This window comes from Amycolatopsis sp. NPDC028719 (genome assembly GCF_055565395.1).
On the sequence record NZ_JBVHUL010000001.1, the window covers coordinates 847308 to 863105 of the forward strand.

A 15798-nucleotide genomic window follows, 5' to 3' on the forward strand; every position below is an offset into this window, starting at 1 on the left:
TGCCCTAGGATTCGGGGCTGCCGTCCAGGAAGAAGGTAACGAGAATCACCGTGAGCGCAGTCCCCGGTCGCAGCGAGCGGCTCTCTCCCAACCAGCTGGCCAAGCAGGAACAGATCGTCGAAGCCGCCCGCGTCGTCCTCGCGCGCGACGGGCTCGCCGGGTGCACCGTGCGGGCCATCGCCGACGCCGGACCGCTCACCAAGAGCGCGATCCACTACTACTTCGCCGACATCGACGTCCTCATCGACCGCGCCATGGCCGCGCACATCACCGCCTTCGCCGCGGGGCTGCGCGAGGTCGCCGCGAAGCACGACGAGCCCCGCAAGCGCCTCTTCGCCGTCCTCGAGGAGTACCTGAGCGTCTTCGCCGCCAACCCGAACGCGGCGTTCCTCTGGTTCGAGTACTGGATCGCGGCCGGCCGCGCGCAGCACCCGCAGGCCATCGACGTCATGCTCACGTCGCTCACCGAGCTGCTGGCCGAGCTGCTCGCCCCGCTCGACGTCGACGACCCGCGCGCCCGGGCCCGCGCGCTGCTGTCGTACCTGCTGGGCACGGTCGTCCAGCAGCGGGTGCGCCCGCGGCCGTTCGCCACACTGCGTGCCGACATCGAGGCGCTCTGCTTCGCCAACTACGGCTAGCAACGCCCTATAGATCCGTAGACGTACGGATTGCGCGGTACGTCCGGCTCCCGCCAAGGTCGAAGCACCCCCGAGGGCAGGAGACGTGATGCGCCCACGAACGTGCATGGCGGCGGCCGCGGCCGTCCTTCTGATGCTCGCCACCGGCGGCCAGGCCGTCGCCCAGCCGGCCGGACCGCAGGTGTACGAGGTGACCGGCACCGGCACGGCCCAGCAGCGCACCGAGGTCGCGAAGACCGGTGCCGACATCCTCGACAGCACGAACGGCACGACGACGGTCATCGCCAACCCGGGCGAAGCGGCCCAGCTGCGCGCGCTCGGCTTCGGCGTCAAGGCGCTCGGCGCGGTCGACCGGCCGCAGGGCACCGCGACTGTCGAGGACTTCCCGGCCGGCTACACCGGCTACCACACCTACGCCGAGACGCAGACGGAGCTGCAGAAGGCCGTCGCGAACTACCCGGCGCTGACGAAGCTCGGCAGCGCCGGCACGTCGTACGAAGGCCGCGCGCTGTCGCTGCTCAAGATCTCCGACAACGCCGCGACCGACGAGAACGAGCCCGAGGTGCTGTTCACCTGCAACCAGCACGCGCGCGAGCACCTCACCACCGAGATGTGCCTGCGCATCGTGCAGCGGCTGACCGGCGGGTACGCCACTGATCCCGCGATCAAGCGGCTCGTCGACAGCACCGAGATCTGGGTCGTCCCGAGCGTCAACCCGGACGGCTCGGAGTACGACATCTCCGGCGGCACGTTCCACAGCTGGCGCAAGAACCGCCAGGGTCCCGGCACCGACACCAACCGCAACTGGGGCTACAAGTGGGGCTGCTGCGGCGGCTCGTCGGGCTCGACGTCCAGCGAGACCTACCGCGGCACGGCGGCGTTCTCCGCCCCCGAGGCCCGGGCCGTCTCGAACTGGGTGAACTCCCGCGTGGTCGGCGGCGCCCAGCAGATCAAGACGCACATCGACTTCCACACCTACTCCGAGCTGGTGCTGTGGCCCTTCGGCTACACCTACGACCGGACCGCGCCCGGGCTCACGGCGGCCGAGGCGACGAAGTTCGAGACGCTCGGCAAGCAGATGGCGGCGACCAACGGTTACACGCCGCAGCAGTCCAGCGATCTCTACATCACCGACGGCAGCGTCAACGACTGGATGTGGGCGACGCACAAGATCTGGAGCTTCACCTTCGAGATGTACCCGAAGAGCAGCAACCCGGGCTTCTACCCGCGCGACACCCAGATCGTCCCGCAGACCACGCGCAACGACAAAGCCGTCGACATCCTGATCAACGCGGCGATCACGGGCTGACCCACGGTGCTTTCCGGGGGTTCCGGGTGGCGGAGCCCCCGGCCCGAGGCGGAGCCTCGGATGTCACAGCGCGGTCTAGGGTGCGGGCATGCCTCTGTTCTCGTTCGAAGGGCTCCGCCCGCAGGTCCACCCGGACGCCTGGATCGCGCCCACCGCCACCCTCATCGGCGACGTCGTTGTCGAGAAGGGCGCCTCGGTCTGGTACGGCGCCGTGCTGCGCGCCGACTTCGGCAAGATCATCGTCCGCGAAGGCGCCAACATCCAGGACAACTCCGTCGTGCACGTCAACGTCGGCAAGGTGTGCGAGATCGGCAAGAACGCCACCGTCGGCCACCAGTGCCTGGTGCACGACTGCACGGTCGGCGAGCAGGCCCTGATCGGGAACGGCTCCACGATCCTGGACGACGCGAAGATCGGCGAGCGGACGCTGGTCGCGGCCGGCGCCACCGTGACGCCGGGCACCGAGGTGCCGTCCGAGGTCGTCGCGATGGGCAGCCCGGCCAAGAAGTTCGTGCCGCTGACCGACTCCGCACGGCTTTGGGTGGAGCACAACGCGCCCGTCTACCAAGACCTGGCGAAGCGCCACAAGGCCGGCGTCGAGGCGCTGGATTGAGGTTGACTCTCCAGTAGCTGGAGACTCTAGCTTCGGGGCATGGCTCCGAAGAAACTCACCCACCAGGTCACCCTCGAACTCAGTGCGGGCAACGCCCCGGTCGTCGACCTCGGCAAGATGCTGGGGCAGACCGGGGTCAACCTCGTCGAGATCAAGAAGGCCTACGACGCGGCGACGGCGGCCCAGCGCGGCGACATCGTGCCGGCGGTCGTCTCGGTGTTCGAGGATCGCTCGTTCGCCCTGCGGCTCAAGACGCCGCCGACGTCGTTCCTCATCAAGAAAGCGCTGGGGGACAAGGGTTCCTCGCGGCCGGGGCACGAAGTCGCGGGCAAGATCACGACGCAGCAGCTGCGGGAGATCGCCGAGCGCAAGCTACCGGACCTGAACACGCCCGACGTCGAGAGGGCGATGCGCACGATCGCGGGCACGGCCCGGTCCATGGGCGTCGCGGTCGTGGACTGAGGCACGCGGTCGTGCTGGACTAGGCTCTTGCGTGCAGCAGCGACTGGCGCCATCGAGGTGGAGCACCACCGGGAAGCGACGACGAGGCCGGCACCGCGCGCCTGGGTGAAGGCCACTCCAGAGCCGGAGTACGCCATGACACACCAGCCGAAACTGAACGCGCTCGCCGCCGCCGACCCCGCGATCGCCGGGCTCGTCGAGGACGAAGCCAAGCGCCAGCACGACAAGATCCGCCTGATCGCGTCGGAGAACTACGTCTCGCAGGCCGTGCTCGAAGCGACCGGCACCGTGCTCACCAACAAGTACTCCGAGGGCTACGCGGGCAAGCGCTACTACGAGGGCCAGCAGTTCATCGACCAGGTCGAGCTGCTCGCCATCGAGCGCGCGAAGGCCGTCTTCGGTGCCGACCACGCGAACGTCCAGCCGTACTCCGGGTCTCCGGCGAACCTGGCCGTGTACCTCGCGTTCGCGCAGCCGGGCGACACGGTGCTCGGCATGGCGCTGCCGGACGGCGGCCACCTCACGCACGGCTGGAGCGTCTCCGCGACCGGCAAGTGGTTCACCCCGGTGCGCTACGGCGTCGCGAAGGAAACCGGCCGCGTCGACCTCGACCAGGTACGCGACCTCGCCCGCCAGCACCGGCCGAAGCTGATCTTCGCCGGCGGCACGGCCATCCCGCGCACGATCGACTTCCCGGCGTTCGCCGAGATCGCGCGCGAGGTGGACGCGGTGCTCGTCGCCGACATCGCGCACATCGCCGGGCTGGTCGCGGGCGGCGCGCACCCGTCGCCGGTCGGGCACGCGCAGGTGATCACGACGACGACGCACAAGACCCTCCGCGGCCCGCGCGGCGCGATGATCCTTTCGGACGCCGACCACGCGAAGGCCGTCGACAAGGCGGTGTTCCCGGGCCTGCAGGGCGGCCCGCACAACCACACGACGGCCGCGATCGCCGTCGCCCTCGGCGAAGCGCAACGCCCGGACTTCTCCGAGTACGCGCACGCGATCGTCGCGAACGCCAAGGCGCTGGCCGACGCACTGCTGGCGCGCGGGTACGACCTCGTGTCCGGCGGCACGGACAACCACCTGCTGCTGATCGACCTGACGAACAAGGCGGTCGCGGGCAAGCCGGCCGCGCAGGCCCTCGATCGCGCCGGCATCGAGCTGAACTACAACACGGTGCCGTTCGACCCGCGCAAGCCGTTCGACCCGTCGGGCATCCGCCTCGGCACGTCCGCGATCACCACCCGCGGTCTGCGGCCGGAGCACCAGGTCCAGGTGGCGGAGTGGATCGACCGCACGGTGACGGCGGCCGCGGCGGCCGACGAGTCCTCGCTGGACTCGATCGCCGCGGAGATCCGCGAGTTCCTGGCACCGTTCCCGATCCCGGGTTACTCCGCCTGAGTCCAAGTTCGTGAAGGCCTCCTTACCGGCTTCCAGGGCCGGGAAGGAGGCCTTCACGGCTTTGCGGGCCGGGTGAGGTGGGTCACAGGGAAGTTGGTTGCATCATACAAGCTTTGGGGCAATACTTGGCTCAGGCAAGTAGTTGGCAGGTACAAGCAACTACGGCGAAGGCTTACCAAGGGAGACCACCATGAGCGACACCACCACGGCGGAAGGAGCAGCCGCTACGAACGGCAAACTGTCCCACCGCCAGATCCTCACCGTCCTGTCCGGGCTGATGCTCGGCATGTTCCTCGCCGCGCTCGACCAGACGATCGTCTCGTCGTCGATGCGCACCATCGCCGACGAGCTCCACGGCCTGTCACTGCAGGCCTGGGCCACCACGGCGTACCTCATCACCGCGACGCTCTCGACGCCGCTGTACGGCAAGCTGTCCGACCTCTACGGCCGCAAGCCCATGTACCTGACGGCGATCTCGCTGTTCCTGGTCGGCTCGCTGGCCAGCGGCATGGCCACGTCGATGTACGAGCTCGCCGCGTTCCGCGCGTTCCAGGGCCTCGGCGCCGGTGGCCTGATGTCGCTGGCGCTCGCGATCATCACCGACATCACCGCGCCGCGTGAGCGCAGCCGCTACCAGGGCTACTTCATGGCCGTGTTCGGCATCTCGAGCGTCGCCGGCCCCGTCGTCGGCGGCTTCTTCGCCGGCATCGACACCTTCGCGGGCATCACCGGCTGGCGCTGGGTCTTCCTGGTCAACGTCCCGATCGCGCTCGCCGCGCTGGTCGTCGTCACCAAGGTGCTGAACCTCCCGCACACCCGCGTCGACCAGAAGGTCGACTACTGGGGCGCCGTGGCGCTGGCCGTGGGCCTGGTGCCGCTGCTGGTCGTGGCCGAGCAGGGCCGGGAGTGGGGCTGGGGCTCCGCCGCCTCGATCGCGATGTACGCCGTCGGCGCGCTGGGCGTGACCGCCTTCGTGTGGATCGAACGCCGGATGGGCGACGCCGCCCTGCTGCCGCTGCGCCTGTTCAAGGCCCCCGTGTTCCGGATGTCCACGCTCGTCACGGTCGTGCAGGGCGCCGGGATGTTCGGCGCGATGATGTCGCTGCCGCTGTACCTGCAGATCGTCAAGGGCGCGACGCCGACCCAGGCCGGCCTGCAGATGCTCCCGCTGACGCTCGGCATCATGCTCGCGAGCCTCGGCAGCGGCGTGGTGATCTCCCGGACCGGCCGGTACAAGATGTTCGCGGTGGCCGGGATCGGCCTGATGGCGGCGGCGCTGTTCGCGCTGGCGACGATCACCGTCGACACCTCGCTGAGCCTGGTCATGGTGATCGCCTTCGTGATCGGCCTCGGCCTCGGCGCCTCGATGCAGACGCTGGTGCTGGCCGCGACCAACGACGTCCGCCCGCAGGACATCGGCGTCGCCACCTCGGCGGCGACGTTCTTCCGGCAGATCGGCGGCACGGCGGGCACCGCGGTGTTCCTGTCGATCCTGTTCGGCACGGTCGGCGACAAGATCGCCAACGCCGTCCGCTCGGCGATGACCACGCCGGCCTACACCTCGGCGCTGGCCCAGCACCCGGAGTTCGCGCAGCAGATGAAGAGCGGCCTGGACGTCAACGACACGTCGTTCCTGTCCACGCTCGACCCGACGCTGGCCCGGCCGATCCTGCAGGGCTTCGCCGAGTCGATGAGCACGGTGTTCCTGGTCGGCGGGATCGTGCTGACCGTCGGCTTCGCGCTGGTGTGGTTCCTCAAGGAGAAGCCGCTGTCGGACAAGTCGGCGATGGAGCAGCGCGCGGACGCCGAAGCGGACGCCGCCCCGGCTCTCGCCCTGGCGCACTGACCCGCTGAAACAGAAAGAGGCCCCTCGGAACCGAGGGGCCTCTTTCGCGTGACGTCAGTGGGCCGCGCCGCCGTTGGCCTTCTCCTTGGCCAGGCGGTCGGTCTCGCGCTCGTACGACCGGGCGATCTCCGACTCGGCCTCCGTGCGGCCGACCCAGGACGAGCCTTCGACGCTCTTGCCTGGCTCCAGGTCCTTGTAGACCTCGAAGAAGTGCTGGATCTCCAGGCGGTGGAACTCGTTCATGTGGTGGATGTCGCGCAGGTGCTCGAGGCGCGGGTCGTTCGACGGAACGGCGATGACCTTGTCGTCCGGGCCCTTCTCGTCGGTCATCCGGAACATGCCGATCGCGCGGCAGCGGATCAGGCACCCGGGGAAGGTGGGCTCCTGGACGAGCACCATCACGTCCAGCGGGTCGCCGTCCTGGCCGAGGGTGTCGTCGATGAAGCCGTAGTCGGCCGGGTACTGCGTGGCCGTGAACAGGGTCCGGTCCAGCTTGATGCGGCCGGTCTTGTGGTCGACCTCGTACTTGTTGCGCTCCCCTTTGGGGATTTCGATCGTGACGTCGAACTCCACGGCGTCCTCACTGCTTCTTTTCGATGGATCCGGCGTGCCCACGCGTCGCGGGCGGCAACCTTAGTGACTGTCTTGACGTCTCCTAGTGTGGACTACGCCCTGTCTCGCGGTCGCATCGATGTCGGCCTCGCGGCATGTGAGCTTGGCCCCTTCCGGGGCAGGTGAGAAGGAGTGGTGGGTGCCGGAAAACGACCAGCCGATGTGGCCTTCGTCGGACGAAGATCGCTCGTCGTCCGGCGCGCGGAAGACCACGCCGATGTCGCTGCCCGACCCGCCCGCGAGCGCTTCGGGCGAGTCCGGCGTGCCCAAGGTCACAGGCAGTGAGGCGCCGAAGGGGTCGTGGTTCGCGCCGAACGTCGAGCCCGAGCCGATCCCGGGCCTGAACGCGCCCGCCGAGGAGCCGCCGCCCCCGCCGACGCCGGCCAAGCAGGACCTGGCCGACCGGCTCGGCTCGCGCAAGCCGGAGCAGAAGCCGGCCGAGCCGGAGCCGGAGTCACCGCCCGAGCCCGCTCCGGTCGCGGAGTCCACCCAGTACATCGAGGTGAAGCAGAAGCTCGAGGAACCGGCCGCGGAGAGCACCCAGTACCTGGAGGCGGAGCCGCAGTCCGATGCCCAGAGCACGCAGCACATGGCGCCGCAGCAGCCCCAGAAGGCGCCGTGGGTGCCCGTCGAGCGCAACGTCTGGCCCGGTGAGCAGCCGGATCGCCCCGCCGAGCCGCAGCCCGACAAGCCCGAAGCGCAGCCGTGGCGGGAAGAGCTGCAGCTGTGGCGCGAGGAGCAGCAGCGCCGCGAAGAGCAGCTGAAGCGCCCGGAGCCTCAGCAGCGCCCCGACGCACCCTGGGCGCAGCGCCTCGACGTGCCGGACGACCGCCGTCCCGCGCTGCCGCCGGAGCCGCCGCGCGGGGTCGTCCCGCCGGCGTCCGCGGGGTCGCTGGCCCGGCCGATGCGGATCGAGCCGGACGGGCAGCGGTTCGACGCCGAGGCGACCGTCGGGATCGAGCGGCCCACCCAGTTCCCCGGAGCCTTCCAGCAGCAGCCGCAACCACGCACCGACGCGCCCGCTGAGCCCCCGCCGCCGGCCGAGCCGGCGTCCGCCTCCGCGGAAGAGCCGCCGAAGAAGAAGCGCAAGGGCAAGATCATCGCGCTCGTCGTGGTCGCCCTGCTGGTGCTGGCCGGCGGCGGGGTCGCCGCCGCGACGCCGAAGGTGTCGAACCGCCTCGGCCTGCCGTGGGCGCCGAACGCGCCGAAGGGCGACAGCCCGGACCCGGCCGCCGCCACGCGCCAGCTGCAGGGACCGGATACGGCCGGGCAGGCGCCGACCGCGAACGGCGTCAAGTCCGTGCTGGCCGGCCCGGCCGGGAACGGCGCGCTCGGCCAGCTCAACGGCAGCGTCGTCGACCCGGTCAGCGGCACCACGCTCTGGGACCACAACGCGTCGGCGGCGGTGACCCCCGCGTCGACGACGAAGGTGCTGACCACGGCGGCCGCGCTGCTCGCGATGGACCCGAACACGCGGCTGTCGACGAAGATCGTGCAGGGCGCCGACCCGGGCACGGTGATCCTGGTCGGCGGCGGCGACGTCACCCTCACCGCGCTGCCGCTGGGCACCGAGTCGCCGCTCTACCCGGGCGCCGCGCACGTCGACGACCTCGTCGCGCAGGTGAAGAAGGCCAACCCGAACGTGAAGAAGGTGCAGGTCGACCTGAGCCTCTTCAAGGGCGCGACGACCGCGCCGGGCTGGGCCGCGGGCGACGCGCCCTCGACGTTCGCGACGCAGATCGGCTCGGTGATGGCCGACGCCGGGCGCCAGGACCCGAAGAACAACAACTCGCAGCGCGTGCCCAACGCGGGCAGCGCGCTGGCGTCGACGATCGCGTCGAAGCTCAGCGCCTCGGGCGGCGGCCAAGCGACCGCACCGAAGGACGCGAAGGTCCTCGCCGAGGTGAAGTCGGCACCGCTGACCGAGCTGGTCTCCGACACGATGGAGCTGTCCGACGACGTCCTCGCCGAGGCCCTCGCCCGGCAGGTGGCGCTGGCCACCGGCCAGGAGGCGACCTTCGCCGGCGGCGCCGCGGCGACGATCAAGGTGCTCAAGGACCACGGCTTCGACACCACCGGCGTCAAGCTCTCCGACGGCAGCGGCATCTCGACGGACAACAAGATCCCGGCGAAGCTGCTGACCCAGCTGATGGCGGCCGCGGCGGCGCCGGAGGGCAAGAACCCGAACACCGCGAAGCTGCGCGCGATGCTGGCCGGCCTCCCGGTGGCCGGCGGGTCCGGCACCCTCGCGGACAAGCGGTTCGAGACGCCGGCGTCCCAGCCCGGCCGCGGCTGGGTGCGGGCGAAGACGGGCACGCTCACCGGCGTCAACACGCTCGCGGGCCTGGTCCTCGACCAGGACGGCCGGGTGCTGGTGTTCGCGTTCATGTCCAACGGCTCCGACCAGCAGCCGGGCCGGGACGCCATCGACGCCCTCGCCACGAGCCTGCGCAAGTGCGGGTGCTCGTAGCCGGGGGTCACCGAACCGTACGAAGATCGTGGCCGGAAACCCGTCCGGGCCAGGTAGCGTCGGAAGGGTGAGTCAGGAAACCGAGACCCGGCCCATGGTCGACTGGGCGCTCGCCGCGCAGACCGGCGCGTTGCTCGTGCGCGGCGGCCCGCAGGTTCCGCGCGAAGAGGCCGAGGCGGCCGTCACCGACCTGCGTGAGCTGACCATGGAGGCCGAAGGGCACGTCCGGCAGCTGACGAACCTGGGTCTCGACCTGCCGCTGCTGCCCGGCGAGGTCGTCGACCGACCCGGCTGGGTGCGCTCGGCCGCGGCCGGCCTCGACGCGCTCACCGGGCGGGCGCTGCCGCAGCAGGGCGGGCCGTTCGGGCCGATCCTGGCCGGTGGCGCCGGCGTGCAGACCGGGCTGGTGCTCGCCTTCCTGGCCAGCCGAGTGCTCGGCCAGTACGACCCCTTCGGCGGCCCCGACCGGGAAGGCCGGCTGCTGCTCGTCGCGCCCAACGTCGTCGCCGCCGAACGCGCGATGGACGTGCCGGGCCACGACTTCCGGCTCTGGGTCTGCCTGCACGAGTGCACCCACCGGCTCCAGTTCACGGCGGTCACCTGGCTGCGCGACTACTTCGCCGACGAGGTCGAGCGGCTCGTCGCCGGGCTCGCCGGCGGCGGCACCGACAGCCTCGCCGACCTGGTCGGCCGGCTGCCCGAGGCGATCAAGCAGGGTCCGAAGCTGAACCTCGCGGAGCTGCTCCAGTCGCCGAAGGAGCGCGCGGTCTTCGATCGGCTGCTGGCCCTCTCGACGCTCCTGGAGGGCCACGCCGACTTCGTCATGGACGCCGTCGGCCCGCAGGTCGTGCCGAGCGTCGACACGATCCGCGCGCGGTTCACCGCCCGGCGCAAGGGCGGCGGCGTCTTCGACCGGCTGCTGCGCGCGCTGCTCGGCGTCGACGCGAAGATCCGTCAGTACGAAGAAGGCGCGAAGTTCACGAAGCACGTCGTGGACGCCGTCGGCATGGAAGGGTTCAACGCCGTCTGGCGGTCGCCGAACACCCTGCCCTCGCGCGCCGAGATCGCCGACCCGGCCACGTGGGTCCGGCGCCTGCACGGATGACCGGGCCGGCGGTCGCGGCCGTCCGCCGGGCCGTCCGCGCCTTCCTGGACGCGGTCGAGGCGCCCCCCGAGCTGTGTGTCGCGGTCTCCGGCGGCGCCGACTCCCTCGCACTCGCCGAGGCCACGGCGTACGTCGGGCGGCACCGCGGCCACCGCGTCCGCGCGCTGGTCGTCGACCACGGCCTGCAGGAGGGCTCGGCGAAGATCGCGCGCGACGCCGCCGCGGCCGCGAAGTCCCTCGGCGCCGACGAAGCCGAGGTGCGCCGCGTCGACGTCACCGGCCCCGGCGGCCCGGAAGCCGCCGCGCGCAAGGCCCGTTACGGCGCGCTGGCCGGCCACGACCTCGTCCTGCTCGGCCACACCCTCGACGACCAGGCCGAAACGGTCCTGCTCGGGCTCGGCCGCGGCTCGGGCCCCCGCAGCGTCGCCGGGATGCGCCCGCACGACCCGCCGTGGGGCCGCCCGCTGCTGGCGGTGCCGCGCGCGACCACCCAGGCCGCCTGCGCCGAGCTCGGCGTCGAGCCCTGGTCCGACCCCCACAACGCCGAACCGCGCTTCACGCGGGTCCGGTTGCGCACCGAAGTCCTGCCGTTGCTCGAAGACGTCCTCAACGGCGGGGTCGCCGCCGCACTGGCCCGCACGGCCGCGCAACTGCGCGAGGACAGTGAGGCGCTGGACACAATGGCGGACATGATCTTCACCCGCGCGGGCGGCCCCGAAGGGCTGGACGCCGGCGTCCTCACGGCCGAGCCCGCGGCGATCCGCCGGCGGGTTATCCGCAGGTGGCTGCTGCAATCGGGTGTGCGCGAGCTCACCGACGCGCACCTGCGGGCGGTCGACGACCTCGTCGCCCGGTGGCGTGGTCAGGGCGGCGTCTGGTTGCCGGGCAACTTGGAGGCACGGCGGCGCCGTGGCAGGCTCTGCGTCACCTCCCAACCCACCACCCGAGGGGAATGACCCGTGTACGAGGGCGAAATCGCCTCCGTGCTCGTCACCGAGCAGCAGATCCAGGACAAGATCGCGGAGCTGTCGGCGCAGATCGCCGCCGACTATCCGGCCAACGGGCAGGGTGAACTCCTGCTGGTGGGTGTCCTGAAGGGCGCGGTCATGTTCATGACCGACTTCGCCCGTGCGCTGCCGCTGCCGACGCAGCTGGAATTCATGGCCGTCTCCTCCTACGGCTCGGCGACGTCGTCGTCCGGTGTCGTGCGGATCCTCAAGGACCTCGACCGCGACATCGCGGGCCGGGACGTGCTGATCGTCGAGGACATCGTCGACTCCGGCCTGACGCTGTCGTGGCTGCTGAAGAACCTGGCCAGCCGCAACCCCGCGTCGCTCGAGGTCGTCTCGCTGCTGCGCAAGCCGGAGGCGGTCAAGGTGGACGTCCCGGTGAAGTACATCGGCTTCGACATCCCCAACGAGTTCGTCGTGGGCTACGGCCTGGACTACGCCGAGCGCTACCGCGACCTGCCCTACATCGGGACGCTGGATCCGAAGGTCTACACGGCGTAGTTCACCGACCGTTCACCGCATCTACCGGATCCGCGGAACCCCGGCTTCGCGGATTGCGTCATAGGCTCTGATCACGTGCGTTAACCTATGCGAAGACCATTCGTGCCCGCGGTGACCGGGTCGGGGGAACGGGAGAGAGCTCAGATGGGGAACAGCAGCGCTGCCGACGCGAACGCCTTCAAGGCCGCGGCCGCGGCGGGTCAGGTCGGAATCGACCCGGACGCCGCGCAGACCGTGCTGAACAAGATCCGCACCGGCAAGGACGCGGTCGAGGCCCTGCTCAGCGGAGCGGGCACCCTCGCGCAGCCGCCGAAGCTCGGGGACAACCCGGTCGGCAACGCGATGGCCGCCAAGTTCGTCCAGCGCGCCGACGGCGGGAACGACTCCTACGCCGCCGCGCTGCAGAACCTGCTCGACCAGTACACCGCCGCCGAGGAGGGCATCGTCACGGCGATGTCCCGGTACCACGAGATCGACCAGGCCGCGGCCGACCCGTTCCGCAACGCCTGAGCCCAGAGGGGGACTCGAAATCATGGCTCCGAACCACAGCGACCAGCCTTCGTCGACCGACCCGGGCTCACTGGTCCCGCTCGGCGACAACTCGTCGGCGCAGAACATCGTCGACAACGCCCGCGGCAGTGCCGGCGGCTTCGACATGGGCAGCGACCGCGCGATCGCCAACCCGCCGAACTGGAACGCGCAGGCCAGCCAGCAGCTGTACGAAGGCGCGGTCAACAACAACGACCCCGGCACGGCCGAGGCGACCGGGCACGCCTGGGCGCACCACGGCACCGAGCTGAAGCAGGTGTCCGACCACCTGTACAACGCGATCTCCGAGCTGGGCAACGCGTGGGTCGGCCGCGGTGCCGCCGGTGCGCAGGGCGCGCTGGTGGCCATCGCCAACTCGGGCTCGCAGGCCTCCGACGCCGCGCACACGATGTCCGACCGGCTCGCCCGGCAGGCCTCGGCGGCCGCCGAGGTCAAGAAGATGCCGGCCCCCAAGGACTACGACCCCAAGCAGGCCATGGCGGCCGCGCTGGCGGGCGGCCCGGCGGCGCTGATCGCCGACCAGAAGGCGCAGGCCGACGCGGCCAACGACGTCAAGGCGCAGCAGGTCGCGTTCTTCAACGCCTACACCAAGTCGATGAGCGAGGTCGACGGCTCGACCCCGAGCTTCGGCCCGGAGTCGCTCGGCATGAAGCCGACGGGTTCGCACAACTCCATCTCGTTCAGCGGCATCAGCAGCGTCGGCAGCACCGGCCCGGTCCAGGGCCTGTCCGGTGCGGGCGGCGCGGTGTTCGCTTCCAGCGGCTCGGGCTTCGGCGGCCACGGCGGCGCGTTCGACGCGCAGCACGCGGGCGTCGCCGGCCCGAACGGCGTCCACGGCGCCGGTGCCGGTGGCTTCGGCCAGGACGCGGCGGCGCTCGGCAGCGACGGCCCCGGTGGCCCCGGTGGGTCCGTCGCGGGCCCGGGTACGGCCACCGGCGCGGGCCACGCGGGCTCGGGCGCCGGGCAGCCGGGCGGCGGCAACCCGCTGAGCAAGATCGGCATGGGCCTCGGCCTCGGCGGTGCCGCCGGCGGCCTCGGCGCGCTGGCTTCCCGCGCGCTGGGCAAGGGCAACCGGTCCGGCGCGAAGGCCGAGAACGAGACGTCGCTCGCCTCGGCCGAAGGCCAGGGCCAGAGCGCCGCGTCGGCCCAGGCTCCGCAGCAGGGCCTCGTCTCGTCGGCGGGCACCATCGGCGGGCAGACCCCGCCGCCGATGAACCCGGGCGGCATGGGCGGCATGGCCCCGCACGGCGCTCAGGGCGAGCAGGACGAGGAGCACACGCACGCGTCGTTCCTCATCGAGGCGGACCCGGACGCGGCCTTCGGCGCGAACCAGGCGACCCCGCCGCCGGTCATCGGCGCGTGGTCCGAGGACGACGAAGACCGCTGATCCTTTCGGCCGGGCACGCCGACGGCGTGCCCGGCCGGTTTCTCATGGGGGTGGCTCGATGCCGAACGCGGAGCTGCTCACCCCGGCCGAGGTCGACTTCCTGTGGGAGTCCGCCGGGCTGGGCGAGCTGCCGTACCCGCTGCGCATCCGTTCGCACGGCGAAACCGTGGACGAGCGGTCGATCCTGCGTCAGCGCACGCTGGAGGGCTTGGTCGCACGCGGGCTCGCCGACGGCCGCGGCCGGCCGGAACCCCACGTCGAGGACTACTTCGGCGTGCTGGCGCAGTCCGAGCTGAGCCTGGACGCGGTCCAGCTGATCGCCCCGGACGCCGAACCGCTGCTGGCGATCGCCGGCGTGCTGGGCGGCCAGGGGCTGCTGGCGGTGCAGGACACGCGTGGCCTCCACCTGCAGCCGTGCCCGGTGGACGGGCTGGCGAGCGCGATCGTCTCGCTGCTCCCGGGCGCCCCGCGCGGGTCGGAGAAGTCGGTCACGGTCCCGCTGGAGCAGCTGGTCGGCGCCCACGGCGTCGACTTCCTGTCCCGCCGCGGCAACGGCGACGAGCGCGCTTCGGCCGATGAGGACCGCAAGGCGCTGGCGAAGCTGCACGCCCAGCCACGGCTGCGCGGCGGCCAGATCGCGGCCAACGCGCGCTCCCGCATGGGCGGCCGCACCCGGACCCCGGTGCTGAGCTGGTTCGACACGGAGACGGGCCGCTACTTCACCCAGGCGACCCGCGGCCACGACGGCCGGGACTGGATCACGATCGCCCCGGCCGACGCGGCGACGCTGCGCCACCGGCTCGGCGAGATGCTCGCGGGAGCGGCAACGACCAGCACGGTCTGACGCCGTCTCTCCCGCACCGCCCGCGAGGATGCCTTTCCGCGCACCGCGGCCACCGGTGGGTCCGCGCTCTCTGCCAAGATCGGGCTCCGGCTTCTCCGAGCGTGCCCGGCCGACGAGCACTTCTTGTCGGTGGTGCGGGCTACGCTGAGCAAGAGTCCGATCCGGGAGAGTAGTGATGCAAGAGTTCTTCTCGCCGCTGGCGTTCGACTTCCTCTGGGAGTCGGCGCAGGTCGGCGAGCTGCCGTACCCGTTGCTGGTCAGATCGCACGGCGCGACCGAAGACGAGCGGGTCTCGCTGCGCCACCGCGTCGACGTCGAGCTGAAGGCCCGGGGCGTCCGCGAACCGCGCGGCAGGCTAGCGCCGCCGATCGAAGACGCCCTGCACCTGCTGGCCTTCGCCCCGCTGACCATCGACGCCCTGCACATCCCGCAGTTCGAGGCGCCCACCGTCGGCGTCCTGGCGGCGGCCGACGACACCCAGGGCGTCCTCGCGGTCCAGGACGCCGCCGGCATCTGGCTGCGGGACGTCCCACCGGACGGCCTGGTCTCCGCCGTCGTCGGCGTGCTCCCGGCCGGGCCGCGCGGCAGCGAGGCGTCGGTCACACTTCCGCTGGACGACGCCCTGCGGACCGCGCCGATCCGGGTGCCCGTGTCCTTGCCGTCGAACCCGGCCGAAGAGCGGGGCAAGGCGCGCCGGACACCGCTCAGCGAACGCGTCACGGCCGACCCGCGGGAGGCCTACGGCCGCATCTCCGGGCAGCCGAGGCAGCGCGGCGGTCAACTGGCAGCGAACAGCCGTTCGCAGGTCGGGGCCAAGCAGCGGTCCCGCGTGCTGGCCTGGTTCGACACCGCGACCGGGCGCTACCTCAGCCTCTCCCGCGCAGGTACGGACGGCCGCGAGTGGGTTACGGTCGCTCCCGCCGACCCGGCCACGCTGCGGACGCGGCTGGGCGAGATGGTGAGCAGTGTGTCGGACGGCACGCGCTAGCGTGACCGGTGTGGACGCCGGGCGGGAACCCGGGCGCGGTATCGCCCGTTGACCTGCGAG

The 15798-nt window shown here is 71.6% G+C and carries 15 protein-coding genes; 14 read left to right on the forward strand and 1 reads right to left on the reverse strand.

What is annotated here, in order from left to right; genetic code table 11:
• Positions 1–50 precede the first annotated feature (50 nt).
• The 6 genes from ACZ4TR_RS04210 to ACZ4TR_RS04235 all read left to right on the forward strand — a co-directional run bounded on the left by ACZ4TR_RS04210 (position 51) and on the right by ACZ4TR_RS04235 (position 6272).
• Positions 51–638, forward strand: coding sequence for a TetR/AcrR family transcriptional regulator (locus tag ACZ4TR_RS04210; RefSeq protein ID WP_465285687.1), 588 nt, complete (start codon positions 51–53; stop codon positions 636–638).
• Positions 639–744: 106 nt separating this feature from the next.
• Positions 745–1947 carry a M14 family metallopeptidase gene (locus tag ACZ4TR_RS04215; RefSeq protein ID WP_465286288.1) on the forward strand — a complete coding sequence of 401 codons (1203 nt, stop codon included), beginning with the start codon at positions 745–747 and terminating at the stop codon, positions 1945–1947.
• Between the two features lie 88 nt (positions 1948–2035).
• The gene (locus ACZ4TR_RS04220) at positions 2036–2560 is read left to right on the forward strand and encodes a gamma carbonic anhydrase family protein (protein WP_364512471.1); all 525 of its coding nucleotides are present in this window, start codon (positions 2036–2038) and stop codon (positions 2558–2560) included.
• Positions 2561–2599: 39 nt separating this feature from the next.
• Positions 2600–3022, forward strand: a complete 423-nt coding sequence (gene rplK / locus ACZ4TR_RS04225; RefSeq protein WP_465285688.1) for a 50S ribosomal protein L11 — start codon at positions 2600–2602, stop codon at positions 3020–3022.
• A gap of 135 nt (positions 3023–3157) precedes the next feature.
• Positions 3158–4426 carry a serine hydroxymethyltransferase gene (locus ACZ4TR_RS04230; protein ID WP_465285689.1) on the forward strand — a complete coding sequence of 423 codons (1269 nt, stop codon included), beginning with the start codon at positions 3158–3160 and terminating at the stop codon, positions 4424–4426.
• A gap of 190 nt (positions 4427–4616) precedes the next feature.
• Entirely contained in the window at positions 4617–6272 is a 1656-nt protein-coding gene (locus ACZ4TR_RS04235) for an MDR family MFS transporter (RefSeq protein ID WP_465285690.1), read from the forward strand.
• A gap of 54 nt (positions 6273–6326) precedes the next feature.
• Here ACZ4TR_RS04235 and ACZ4TR_RS04240 read toward each other — a convergent pair whose 3' ends face one another.
• Positions 6327–6845 (reverse strand): inorganic diphosphatase, encoded by a 519-nt coding sequence (locus ACZ4TR_RS04240; RefSeq protein ID WP_364512462.1) that lies wholly within the window; start codon positions 6843–6845, stop codon positions 6327–6329.
• Positions 6846–7023: 178 nt separating this feature from the next.
• On the opposite strand from ACZ4TR_RS04240, the gene dacB reads away from it, so the two are divergent.
• The 8 genes from dacB (at position 7024) to ACZ4TR_RS04280 (ending at position 15738) form a co-directional block, all read left to right on the forward strand.
• Complete coding sequence (dacB, locus tag ACZ4TR_RS04245) at positions 7024–9354, forward strand: D-alanyl-D-alanine carboxypeptidase/D-alanyl-D-alanine endopeptidase (RefSeq protein ID WP_465285691.1); 2331 nt, start codon at positions 7024–7026, stop codon at positions 9352–9354.
• A gap of 94 nt (positions 9355–9448) precedes the next feature.
• Positions 9449–10459 carry a zinc-dependent metalloprotease gene (locus ACZ4TR_RS04250; RefSeq protein WP_465286289.1) on the forward strand — a complete coding sequence of 337 codons (1011 nt, stop codon included), beginning with the start codon at positions 9449–9451 and terminating at the stop codon, positions 10457–10459.
• Positions 10456–11415: a tRNA lysidine(34) synthetase TilS gene (gene tilS, locus ACZ4TR_RS04255; protein ID WP_465285692.1), complete on the forward strand. Its 960-nt coding sequence runs from the start codon at positions 10456–10458 to the stop codon at positions 11413–11415. The genes ACZ4TR_RS04250 and tilS overlap by 4 nt, the downstream gene beginning before the upstream one ends.
• A gap of 3 nt (positions 11416–11418) precedes the next feature.
• Entirely contained in the window at positions 11419–11970 is a 552-nt protein-coding gene (gene hpt / locus ACZ4TR_RS04260; protein WP_155547788.1) for a hypoxanthine phosphoribosyltransferase, read from the forward strand.
• A gap of 144 nt (positions 11971–12114) precedes the next feature.
• A complete protein-coding gene (locus ACZ4TR_RS04265; RefSeq protein WP_086671412.1) occupies positions 12115–12480 on the forward strand; it encodes a hypothetical protein in 366 nt (121 codons plus the stop codon).
• 22 nt (positions 12481–12502) lie between these two features.
• Complete coding sequence (locus tag ACZ4TR_RS04270) at positions 12503–13906, forward strand: hypothetical protein (RefSeq protein ID WP_465285693.1); 1404 nt, start codon at positions 12503–12505, stop codon at positions 13904–13906.
• Positions 13907–13964: 58 nt separating this feature from the next.
• A complete protein-coding gene (locus tag ACZ4TR_RS04275) occupies positions 13965–14750 on the forward strand; it encodes an ESX secretion-associated protein EspG (RefSeq protein WP_364512450.1) in 786 nt (261 codons plus the stop codon).
• A 172-nt stretch (positions 14751–14922) separates the two neighbouring features.
• A complete protein-coding gene (locus tag ACZ4TR_RS04280) occupies positions 14923–15738 on the forward strand; it encodes an ESX secretion-associated protein EspG (RefSeq protein ID WP_465285694.1) in 816 nt (271 codons plus the stop codon).
• Positions 15739–15798: the final 60 nt, after the last annotated feature.